This is a genomic window from Kitasatospora sp. NPDC057223 (assembly GCF_042669755.1).
Classification (GTDB): domain Bacteria; phylum Actinomycetota; class Actinomycetes; order Streptomycetales; family Streptomycetaceae; genus Kitasatospora.
The window spans coordinates 94679-104869 of sequence record NZ_JBHUWW010000012.1; the positions used below are offsets into that span (position 1 = coordinate 94679).

Annotated in this window: 14 protein-coding genes; 5 read left to right on the forward strand and 9 right to left on the reverse strand. The window is 73.7% G+C overall.

The window, feature by feature from the left end; translation table 11 throughout:
- Positions 1-39: 39 nt before the first annotated feature.
- From ACFUK0_RS07555 to ACFUK0_RS07575, 5 genes are all read right to left on the reverse strand, one after another.
- Positions 40-1065 (reverse strand): serine hydrolase domain-containing protein, encoded by a 1026-nt coding sequence (locus ACFUK0_RS07555; RefSeq protein WP_380247217.1) that lies wholly within the window; start codon positions 1063-1065, stop codon positions 40-42.
- A gap of 98 nt (positions 1066-1163) precedes the next feature.
- The gene (locus ACFUK0_RS07560; RefSeq protein ID WP_380247219.1) at positions 1164-1334 is read right to left on the reverse strand and encodes a hypothetical protein; all 171 of its coding nucleotides are present in this window, start codon (positions 1332-1334) and stop codon (positions 1164-1166) included.
- A gap of 42 nt (positions 1335-1376) precedes the next feature.
- Positions 1377-1733 (reverse strand): PRC-barrel domain-containing protein, encoded by a 357-nt coding sequence (locus ACFUK0_RS07565; protein ID WP_380247221.1) that lies wholly within the window; start codon positions 1731-1733, stop codon positions 1377-1379.
- A gap of 186 nt (positions 1734-1919) precedes the next feature.
- Positions 1920-2093, reverse strand: a complete 174-nt coding sequence (locus ACFUK0_RS07570; protein WP_380247223.1) for a CsbD family protein — start codon at positions 2091-2093, stop codon at positions 1920-1922.
- A gap of 115 nt (positions 2094-2208) precedes the next feature.
- Complete coding sequence (locus ACFUK0_RS07575; RefSeq protein ID WP_380247224.1) at positions 2209-3048, reverse strand: DUF1206 domain-containing protein; 840 nt, start codon at positions 3046-3048, stop codon at positions 2209-2211.
- 188 nt (positions 3049-3236) lie between these two features.
- Here ACFUK0_RS07575 and ACFUK0_RS07580 point away from each other — a divergent pair, with 188 nt between their 5' ends.
- On the forward strand, positions 3237-3545 hold the full coding sequence (locus ACFUK0_RS07580) for a DUF4193 domain-containing protein (protein ID WP_380247226.1): 309 nt from the start codon (positions 3237-3239) through the stop codon (positions 3543-3545).
- 109 nt (positions 3546-3654) lie between these two features.
- Here the strand turns inward: ACFUK0_RS07580 and ACFUK0_RS07585 are convergent, their stop codons facing one another.
- From ACFUK0_RS07585 to ACFUK0_RS07595, 3 genes are all read right to left on the reverse strand, one after another.
- Complete coding sequence (locus ACFUK0_RS07585; protein WP_380247228.1) at positions 3655-4359, reverse strand: metal-dependent hydrolase; 705 nt, start codon at positions 4357-4359, stop codon at positions 3655-3657.
- A gap of 165 nt (positions 4360-4524) precedes the next feature.
- Positions 4525-4962 carry a response regulator gene (locus ACFUK0_RS07590; RefSeq protein ID WP_380247229.1) on the reverse strand — a complete coding sequence of 146 codons (438 nt, stop codon included), beginning with the start codon at positions 4960-4962 and terminating at the stop codon, positions 4525-4527.
- 33 nt (positions 4963-4995) lie between these two features.
- The gene (locus tag ACFUK0_RS07595) at positions 4996-5352 is read right to left on the reverse strand and encodes a hypothetical protein (RefSeq protein ID WP_380247231.1); all 357 of its coding nucleotides are present in this window, start codon (positions 5350-5352) and stop codon (positions 4996-4998) included.
- A gap of 167 nt (positions 5353-5519) precedes the next feature.
- Between ACFUK0_RS07595 and ACFUK0_RS07600 the strand changes: the two genes are divergently transcribed.
- Together ACFUK0_RS07600 and ACFUK0_RS07605 are read left to right on the forward strand one after the other, a co-directional pair.
- Complete coding sequence (locus ACFUK0_RS07600) at positions 5520-7145, forward strand: ATP-binding protein (RefSeq protein ID WP_380247233.1); 1626 nt, start codon at positions 5520-5522, stop codon at positions 7143-7145.
- A complete protein-coding gene (locus tag ACFUK0_RS07605) occupies positions 7142-8419 on the forward strand; it encodes a PP2C family protein-serine/threonine phosphatase (RefSeq protein WP_380247235.1) in 1278 nt (425 codons plus the stop codon). The genes ACFUK0_RS07600 and ACFUK0_RS07605 overlap by 4 nt, the downstream gene beginning before the upstream one ends.
- 48 nt (positions 8420-8467) lie before the next feature.
- Here ACFUK0_RS07605 and ACFUK0_RS07610 read toward each other — a convergent pair whose 3' ends face one another.
- Positions 8468-8941 carry an ATP-binding protein gene (locus ACFUK0_RS07610; RefSeq protein WP_380247237.1) on the reverse strand — a complete coding sequence of 158 codons (474 nt, stop codon included), beginning with the start codon at positions 8939-8941 and terminating at the stop codon, positions 8468-8470.
- Between the two features lie 176 nt (positions 8942-9117).
- Here ACFUK0_RS07610 and ACFUK0_RS07615 point away from each other — a divergent pair, with 176 nt between their 5' ends.
- The gene (locus ACFUK0_RS07615; protein WP_380247239.1) at positions 9118-9516 is read left to right on the forward strand and encodes an STAS domain-containing protein; all 399 of its coding nucleotides are present in this window, start codon (positions 9118-9120) and stop codon (positions 9514-9516) included.
- Between the two features lie 66 nt (positions 9517-9582).
- Positions 9583-10122 (forward strand): DUF5324 family protein, encoded by a 540-nt coding sequence (locus ACFUK0_RS07620; protein WP_380247240.1) that lies wholly within the window; start codon positions 9583-9585, stop codon positions 10120-10122.
- The last annotated feature ends 69 nt before the right edge of the window (positions 10123-10191 follow it).

Sequence of the window (10191 nt, forward strand, 5' to 3'; positions counted from 1 at the left end):
CTGACGTCACCCGGTGTGGCCCGGCCGTCCGCCGGCGCGTTACCGGTGGGTGGACTGCAGGGTGCGCAGAAGCTCGAACGCGGCTGCGTCCAGTGAGCGCTGGGTGTTGCTCAGAACCACGACGCCGACGTTCTTCTCGGGGTCGAAACCGGCGAAGGAGGAGAAGCCGCCCGTGCCGCCGTTGTGCCAGAGCTGCAGGTGGGCGCCCTGACGGGGGTGGAGCCGTTGGCTGAACCAGCCCAGGTGCACCCGGGCGAACGGGTTCCTCCGGTGCTCGGTGGAGCGGGTCAGCGCGATCGCCTCGGCGAGTTCGCCGGGTTCGCCGGTCAGCTGCGAGCGCAGGAAGGTCACCAGGTCGGCGGCGGTCGACCGCAGCGCGCCGGCCCCGGCGAGGTCGGCGAGGTGCCAGGGGGGCTTCGGGCGCCGGCCTGCGGAGTGCCCCTGGGTGAGCCGGCCGGGCCGCGTGACACCGGTGTCGGCCAGGCCGAGGGGCGAGCAGATCTCGCGGGTCACCAGCGTCTCGTAGTCGGTGCCTGCCCGGTTCGCGAGCGCGAGTCCGAGCAGACCGGCGCCGAGGTTGGAGTAGCGGAACCGCCGGCCGGGAACCGCGCCCAGCCGGGTGGCGGCCAGGCCCCGTAGCAGGACGTCGGTGGTGCAGGCGGCGTACGGATCCGGTGTGTTCGGCCGCAGCAGCGCGCGGAGCCCCATGCCCTTCGGCAGGCGGGGGAGTCCGGCGGTGTGGGTGGCGAGGTGGCGCAGGGTGATCTGCTCGCCGCCCCGCGACGGCACGCTCGCGGCCTCGGGCAGCAGTCGTGCGAGCGGTTCGTCCAGCTCTGCCGTGCCCGCGAGGACCAGACGGGCGAGGGCCAGCGAGGTGAAGACCTTGGTGACCGACCCGATCTCGAACACCGTGTCCCCGTCGGGTGCGCCGTCGTCCCCGCCGCCCAGCCGGCCGGCACCGCGGATCGCCGCGTCGCCACCTGCCAGCACCGCCACCGTCACACCGACGTGGTGCGCCGTCAGCCGGTCCGCCGTCTGCTGCGCGAGATCACCGAGTTCTGCCACGGCGTCCAACCTAGGCGCGCCCGCCCGGGGGGTGGATCAGCCTGGAAGCCGATTCTGCGGGGCCGCTCTCCTCCCTGCGGCGTACCGGCCGCACCGCCTCAGCGGACGCGGTGCCGGCCCGTGCCCCGCGACCGGCGGAGGCCGAAGAAGGCGAGGTCGGCGACGAACAGCAGGATGGCGACGGCCAGCAGGTAGAGCAGCCCGTGGACGGCGACGCCGACGATGCCCAGGACGATCGCGAGGATGAGCAGGAGCAGGAACAGGGACATGATCGGACGCCTCCTTCGCCGGACGGAGTCCGGACGGAGTGATCAGCCGCGCGCGAGTTGGCGTTCGCCCGCGGCGCCCGGCTGGTAACCCAGGCCGTAGTGCCGGAAGACGGCTTCCTCGCCCTCGGCGGGCAGGACGTCGTCCGTGCCGATCGACGGGCACGCCTTCACCAGGGCCTTGTCGTGGACGACCTTGACGTAACCGGGACCGACGCTCGCGCCGTCCAGGGGGACGAAGACCAGGCGGTGCCGCGTGGGCAGGCCGACCTGGACGGTGGCCATCGCAGGCTCGTCACTGCTGGTGTCCACGTAGACCGCCTCCAGGACGCCGATCTTGTGGCCGCCTGGGTCGACCACGTCATGGGTCCGCCACTCGCGGATGTCGCCGATCCGGATCATCGAAAGTCCCTTCGCCTGGCAGGAACAACGGGAGCAGCGGCCGGGACCGGGCGCGGGGCCGGGCCCTCGGGCTGCGGTGAAGCTGCTGATCAGCCTGCCCCCGTCCGGGCGCGGTCGCCAGCGCACACCGGGGGACGGGTGCGGGCCCCGACCGCTTCGGCCGGGGCCCGCGCGTCGTCGTGACGCTCAGTCCTTGAGGGCGTCCTTGGCGTGTTCGCCGGCCTGCTTGAGGTCGGCCTTGCTCTGGTCGACCTTGCCCTCGGCCTGGAGCCGCTCGTTTCCGACGGCCTTGCCGGCCGCCTCCTTGACCGTGCCCTTGAGCTTCTCGCCCGTGTTCTTGACCTTGTCGCCCGTGCTCATCGCGCTCTCCTCGGCGTCGGCTGCGTGATTCTCCGTGCGGTGACACGCCTGCCCCGCCAAACCGGGAGTATTCGCACGAATATGTACACCCGGTCGGACTTCGGCCGCCGGTGGCTCAGCCCAGGCGGTACCAGCGGGCCTGGCAGAACGAGTAGCAGCCGTACAGCGCCAGCCCGACGCCCACCAGGACCAGCAGGGCCGGGCCCGCCGCCGTGGCCGCGAAGGAGCGCAGCGTCTCGTCCAGGCCCTTCGCCCGACCCGGGTCGAACATCACCGCGGCGATCAGGACGAACACGCCCGCGCCCGCGAAGACCAGCCCGCGCACCCCGCCTCCGACGACGCCGAGAGTGCGGACGGCGGTGCGGACGCGCCGCCCCATCGCCCCGGTGTCCAGCTTCTTCTCGAACTTCCGCAGCGCGCTGCGCACCGCCAGGACCACACCGGTGACGATCACGGCGAGGCCCGCCGCGCCCACCAGCCACTGCCCGCCGGGCCAGCCCAGCACCGTCGCCGTGTACTCCTTGGACGACTCGTTGCTGGACCGCGTGCCGCGGCCCGCCAGCAGCGCCTGCACCAGGCTGAAGCACAGGAAGGCGTTGAAGAGCGCCCGCCCCAGGTCGGCCGCGCGCTTGGTCCAGCCGTCCTCGCCGGTGCCCCGGCCGAGGACGGCGACCGAGAGCCGCCACAGCGCCATTCCGCCGAACCCGGCCGCGAGCGCCCACAGCATCACCCTGCCGAAGGGCTGCTCGCCGACGGCGGCCACCGCGCCGGAGCGGTCCGCCTCCTTCCCGTCGGACCCGCCGAGCGCGATCCGCACCGCGAGGACCCCGACCAGGACGTAGATCACCCCGCGGGCCGTGAACCCGGCCCGGCCGGCCGTCCGCACGACCGGGCTGCGCCCCCACTGCCGTCCCCGGGCTCGCAGGGAGCCGCCTTCACCACTGTTACTGGCCATGCGCCCCCGCCTGCCCCGGCCCGCCGGGGGCAAACGGCGGCCGGGCGGGGTCGACCACGACCTCCCGGTCGCGGATGCTGGAGGTGAAGGGCCCGCCCGGTGTGAGTCGCGGGACCTGCGGGCGGGGTGCGGGCGGCATGCTGGGCACCAGCAGATCGCGATCAAGTCGAAGAGAAGGGCTCACGGCCTTGGCAACGGATTACGACACCCCACGCAAGAACAACGACGAAGGGGACGACGACAGCATCGAGGAGCTGAAGAGTCACCGGAAGGAGAGCCAGACCGGCAACGTCGACGTGGACGAGTTCGACGCGGCCGAGGGCCTGGAACTGCCGGGCGCGGACCTGTCCGGCGAGGAGCTCACCGTCCGGGTGCTGCCGAAGCAGCAGGACGAGTTCACCTGTGTGAGCTGTTTCATGGTCTACCACCGCAGCCAGTTGGCCGGTGAGGACAAGGAGGGCCGTCCGATCTGCCGGGAGTGCGCCGGTATGTCCTGACGTATGTCCCACAGCCGCCGCGCCGGGGCCTGCGACCCCCTGCGGCGCACCGACCATCCGTGAACCCGAAACCCGATGTCCGCCACCCGCCGCCAGGCGCGGCCGCGCGTCAGCCGGTCAGGATGGTCGGTGCGAAGGCGGCCAGCCAGACGAGCACGAAGGTCGCCATGGTCATCAGCGGGACGAGGAACCGCGTTTCGAGCCGGTTCCCGGTGCGCCGGATCAGCACGAGCTCGTACCGCCGCCGGTGCGGCCAGAGCAGCGGGGCTCCCTGCTTGGTCAGACAGTCGCCGAGGACGTGCGCGAGGGTCCCGAGGGTCACGGCGTAGGGCAGCCAGCCGGGGGCGCCCGGCAGCCACACGTCCAGGGCCGCCGTCCCGACCGCCGCCAGGCCGACGGTCGTCAGCCAGGCCGTCGGGCCGGTGCCGGGCGGGTGCAGCTGAAGCGCCTGGACCGCCAGGGCGAGCAGGACGAACACCAGGCCGAGGGTGAAGTTCCGGCCCCACTGCGCGATGCCGGCCCAGCTTCCCGCTCCTACGAGGGCGACGAAGAGCAACGAGTGGGTGGCGTGGCGGTGGCCGCCGGACAGCAGGGCGACCAGCCGGCACAGGGCCCGCGAGAGGGGGCCGAGGAAGTTCGCCGCCGTGCCGTCGTGGTGGTCGAGGTCGGGCAGCAGGGCGGCGCCGGCGCACAGCAGCGTGCCCATCAGCACCTCGCCGGGATCCAGTGGCCGGCCGAGCGCCGTTTCGGGCAGGAAGGGGGCCGCGGCCGCGAACACCAGCGCTCCGCTCACCGCGTGCGAGTGGCCCATCATGGCGTTCTCCGACCTCCGTCCCGGCCCTCCGTCCCGGTCGGCCGTGCCGGTGGCCCCGGTGGCGCCGGTGGCCGACGGTTCGTCGGCTACCCCGAAGTGCCGGATCGACGCCGCCCCGGCGCGACGACTGCCGGGCCGGGGCGGTGCAGCGGCCGGAGAGCGCCGTCAGGAGCGCGGCAGGGGCGTGGCGGTCTCCAGGTAGAACGCGTCGATGCTGCGGACGGCCTGGCTGAACTCGTCCAGGGTCACGGGCTTCGTGACGTAGGCGTTGGCGTGGTGCTGGTACGCCCCCGACACGTCGTCCGGCGCGGCGGAGGTGGTCAGCACGACCACCGGGATGACCTTCAGGTCCTCGTCGGTCTTCAGGACGTTGAGCAGCTCGCGGCCGTTCATCCGGGGCATGTTCAGGTCGAGGATGATCAGGTCGGGCAACCGCTTGACGCCGTCCCGGAGGTAGTCCAGGGCGGCGATGCCGTCCTCGGCCCGGACGATGGTGCGGGCCATGCCACGCTCGAAGAGCGCCTCCTCGATGAGCATCGCGTCGGCGAGGTCGTCCTCGACCAGCAGGACGTTGTAGGAGCGTGCGTTGATCAGAGTGGACATCGGGGACTCCGGTGACTGGGGGTGGGCCGCGGGCTACGACTGTGACGACGGGGCTTTGCTGAGGATGCCTGGCCAGCGCTTGCGGGCGCCCTGGCGGCTGATGTCGCAGGCTTCGCCGAGCTGCGGATAGCCGGCTCCGGCCCGGGCGGCCTCCCGGGCCGTCTCGCGGGCGAGCCGCTCGGCCGCCCGGCGCAGGTGTTCGAGCGCGTGCAGCCTGGTCAGCGCGTCCGCGACGAGGACCGTTTCGTTCGGCGCCGACGGGGCATCCGTCTGCCCGGGGGTGGGCGTGGCAGCAGGTGAGAGCGGCCGCATCGCCCGGGCGGCGAGCCGCCGTGCGAGATCGGCGACGGCCGCGTCGGCGAGGACGGTGATCTGGTCCTTGCTCAACATGGCGGAAAATCGGTCCGGCGGCATGAGGCTCCACCCTAGGCCACCCGCATGCTCGGGACAACCACGGTTGTCGGAGCCTGTAGGGTGGCCGTGCCCCGCGCGACCGTGCCGAGGGCGGCACATGGACCGCACCCCGCCGGGGGTGCGCGGAGCAGAGGACTGAGGCAATGACGGAGCCGGGCCCGGAGAGCGCGCACCGAGAGGGCCGGGATGGGGCATCCGCCCGGGAGTCCTGGCACGCGAACTGGACCACCCGCCGCTGGCTGCGGGTCGGCGTCAGCGCCTCACTCGTGCTGCTGCTGTCCCTGGGGGTCCTGGGCGCGTGGGTGTTCGTGCGCTCGGCCAAGATCACCGACCGGCTGGTCGACCGCAGCTCCCCGGCCCTGATCACCGCCGTCCGCCTGGAGGCCGGCCTGGTCAACCAGGAGACCGGCATCCGCGGCTACGCCCTGACCGGCCGGTCGGACTTCCTCGACCCCTACGTGCAGGGCCTGGCCCAGCAGCAGGACGCCGTCGACGGCCTGCGCAGGCTGCTCGCCGATGACACCTCCGCCGAGCAGGACCTCGACCTGGTCCTGACCCGGGCGGCGGCCTGGCAGAGCGCGGTCGCCCGCCCCATCGCCGGCTCGCCCGCCGGGGCTCCCGTCCCCGAGGGCGCGCAGCTCTCCGCGAACGGCAAGAGCGCCTTCGACGCCCTGCGCGCCGCCACCTCCGTCCAGCAGGACCATCTCCAGCAGGACCGGCTGCGCGGCCGTGCGGACCTCCAGTCCGTCCGCGCCCTGCGCAACCTCGTCTTCGGGATCATCGCGCTGATCATCCTGGGGCTGGCCGTCCTGGTCTTCGAAGGCCTGCGACGGGGCGTCACCAAGCCGCTCGGCCGCCTGTCGGCCGACGCCGGGCGGGTGGCCGCCGGCGACTTCGGCCACCCCATCGTCGGCACCGGCCCCGCCGACCTGCGCCGGCTCGCCGCCGTGGTCGAGTCGATGCGACGGCGCCTGTCCGACGAGCTGGCCTTCAAGGAGCGGGCCCGCGAGATCCTCGACGCGCAGGCAGCCGACCTGAAGCGCTCCAACGCCGAACTGGAGCAGTTCGCCTACGTCGCCTCGCACGACCTCCAGGAGCCGCTGCGCAAGGTCGCCAGCTTCTGCCAGCTCCTCCAGCGCCGCTACGGCGGCAGCCTCGACGCCCGGGCCGACCAGTACATCGAGTTCGCGGTCGACGGCGCCAACCGCATGCAGACCCTCATCAACGACCTGCTCGCCTTCTCCCGGGTCGGGCGGATGCACACCGGGTACGCCCCGGTCGACCTGGACAAGCTCTGCGGCGCCACGGTCGACGCCCTCAGTATCGCGATCGAGGAGAGCGGCGCCGTCGTCACCCACGACCCCCTGCCCGAGATCAGCGGCGACGCCACCCAGCTGGGCATGCTGCTGCAGAACCTGCTGAGCAACGCGATCAAGTTCCGCGACCCGGGGCGCAGCCCCCGCATCCACCTGGAGGCCGCCCGGGACGGTGACGTGTGGCACTTCGCGGTCGCCGACAACGGCATCGGCATCGACGGCGACTACGTCGACAAGGTGTTCGTCATCTTCCAGCGGCTGCACACCCGCGAGGCGTACCCCGGCAACGGCATCGGCCTGGCCATGTGCAAGAAGATCGTGGAGTTCCACGGTGGCACCATCGGGGTGGACCTCGATCACACCCCCGGCACCCGGATCACCTTCACCCTGCCGGTGGGCGCGCCCGTGAGCAGCGTCTCCCTGACCGCCGCCGAGACCGGGGCGGCGCGGTGACCCCCGAGGTCCGGGTCGCCCCGGCGGCGCCGACGCGCGCCCCGGCCGGGCCGGCGGACCCGGCCGACCCGCTTCCCGAGGCCTACCGGATCCTGCTCGTCGAGGACGACGCCGGGGACGCGCTGCTGGTCGAGGAGCTGCTCTCCGACACCGACCTCCGGCACAGCCTCCGCTGGGCCCCGACCCTGGCCGGGGCACTCGCCGAGCTCGCCGTGGAGGGCGCCGACTGCGTCCTGGTCGACCTCCACCTGCCGGATGCCCAGGGGCTGGACGTCGTCACCGCCGTCCAGGCGGCCTGTCCGCAGGCCGCCGCCATCGTGCTCACCGGCCTGCGGGACACCGGGGCCGGGGAGCGGGCCGTGGCCGCCGGGGCGCAGGACTACCTCGTCAAGGGCCAGGTCGACGAGCGGCTGCTGCAGCGGGCCGTGCGCTACGCCGTCCACCGCAAGCAGGCCGAGCAGGCCAGTGCCGAACTGCGCGAGAACCGGATCCGCTCGCAGGAGAACGCCCGCCTGGAGCGGGGCCTGCTGCCGACGCCGCTGCTGCGGTCGGCCGGCGTGGTCGTCACCAGCCGCTACCTCCCCGGGCGCGAACGGGCCCAGCTCGGCGGGGACTTCCTCGACGTGGTGGAGACCGCCGACGGGGCCGTGCACGCCCTCATCGGCGACGTGAGCGGCCACGGGCCGGACGAGGCCGCGCTCGGCGTCTGCCTGCGGATCACCTGGCGGGCCCTGGTCCTCGCCGGCCACCGGGGCGTCGAGCTGCTCGACCTGCTGGAGCAGGTCCTGGTCGCGGAGCGCACCCGCGGCGACATGTTCGCCACCTGCACGACCGTGCTCTTCGCGCCCGACCGCACCGAGGCCACCCTCCACCTGGCCGGGCACCACGAGCCGCTGCTGCTGGCCGGCGGCCCCTCGGAGGTGAGCGCCGCCCACGGCATCGCCCTCGGGCTGGCCCCCGGCCTGCGGCACTGGCCGGCCACCACGGTCCGACTGCCCACGGCCGGCGCGCTGTTCCTCTACACGGACGGCCTCACCGAGGGCCACACCGGCCCCGACCGGGACCGGCTCGGCACCCAGGGCCTGCTGGGCCTGATCGCGGCGGCTCCGGACTCCGGCACCGCCAGCTTCCTGGACCACCTGATCGGTGCCGTCCACCGGCTCAACGCCGGCCGGCACGCGGACGACCTGGCGATCCTGCACCTGGCCTGGGACCGCAGCGGCGACCGGCCCGGCCGCACCACCCCGCACGGCCGGCAGGTCACCACGGGGTGACCCCCGCCGGGGCCCGGACCCGGGGTGCGGCCCGGACCCGGGGTGAGGTCAGGGCCGCCCGTCGGCCGGGAGCGGGGCGCCGTCGGGTGCGGCCGTCCGCCCGGTGGCCCGTCGCGCCGGTACGCGGACGGCCACCGTCTTGCCGTCCTGGTGCCGGCGGATCTCCACCTCTTCGGAGAGGGTGCGCAGCAGGTGCCAGCCGAAGCCGCCCGTCCCGGCCATGAGGTCGGGCGGGCGCGGCACCGGCGGCGCGGTGCTGCCGTCGCGGACGGCCACGGTGAGGCTGTCGGTGTGCTCGGTGAGGGTGAGCGTGCAGGGGCCGGGTGCGTGCCGGACGGCGTTGGTGACCAGTTCGCTCAGCGCGAGCAGGACGTCCGCGCGCCCCGCGCCGGTCAGCGGTGACGAGCACTGGTCCAGGAAGGCGCAGGCCAGCTCGCGGGCCCGCGCCGGGGTCTCGCGCCGACCGTCCAGAGGCCAGGTCGCCGCGCGGGGAGCCGGGGGTGAGGGGTGATTGGGGTGCATCGTGCCGCTCTTCTGCCCCGAATACTCCGGTTTGCACCCTCAGTTGTGTGAGCGGATCCGGCTCCTGCCGACACGGTTTCAACACTCGGACGCATGGGCCCCCGGATCCCGGGCAGCCGGTCATTCGACAGTGACCGAGACATCCGAGCAGCGATGCCCCCTTCGGAGGACGACCCATGTCCGTGGAAAGTGCCGACTTGACCGTGACGGTCCTGGCGGACCGTGAACTCGCGGTCGTCGCCCCCTCCGGCGAACTCGACATGCACACCGGGCCCCTGCTGCACGTCCAACTCGCGAACCAACTCGCCCACGGCCGCAGGCACCTGATCCTCGATCTGGCCGGAGTGCCCTTCATGGACTCCTCCGGGCTGAACATCGTGATCAGGGCGATCAAGGAGACCGACGCCGTGGGCGGCAGCCTGAAGACCGCCGCCCTGACGCCGGCGGTGCAGCGGGTCTTCGACCTGACCGGCATCACCCTCTCGCATCCGGCCTATCCGGACGTGCCCGCCGCGGTCGCGGCGGTCGAGGCGCTGCTGTCGCACAGCGCGCCCGGCGCGCCCCGGCCGCAGTAGCGGACGGCAGTAGCGGACGGCAGCCGTCCGGCCGGCCCGCAGCACAGAATCGACCTGGAGGTAGACGTGAACCGTACGAACGCGCCGCGACAGGCTGCCGAGAAGGTCCGGGAGATCCTCGACGTCGATCTCGGCCGCACCAGGGACGCGGCCGCGCACGGCGCAGAACAGGCCTGGCAGCGGCTCGCCCCGCACCTCGAATCGCTGGCGGCCGAGGCAGGCCACGCGGTCGGCCGGGCCCGCAGCACCGCGGTTGCCGCGTCCCACGAGGTTCCCGGGCGCAGTGCGGCCGCGCTGGCCGCACTGCGCGGCAGGGCCGGTGCGGCCGAGATCGAGCAGCTCCGCAAGCGTCGCAGCCGGCGGCGGATCGGCTTCATCGCCGCGCTGGCGGCGCTCGCCGCCGCCGGGGTGCTGGTCCGGGCCTGGGGGCGTGAGCAGCGGAGGTATGAGGAGCTGTCCGAGGACGTACCGCATCAGGCCCTGTCCGACGAGGACTCACCGGGCGGGGACCTCTCCCTCCCCGACGGCCCCGAGGACCTGGTGGCCGACACCGAGGCCCGCAATCTGCACGACCTCGGGAGCGGGCGCCCGGCGGCGGGACACTGAGCCGCCGTCCGTTCCGCCACGGCGGACCGGACACCGAAGGCGCCGGACGGGAACCACGCGGTTCCCGTC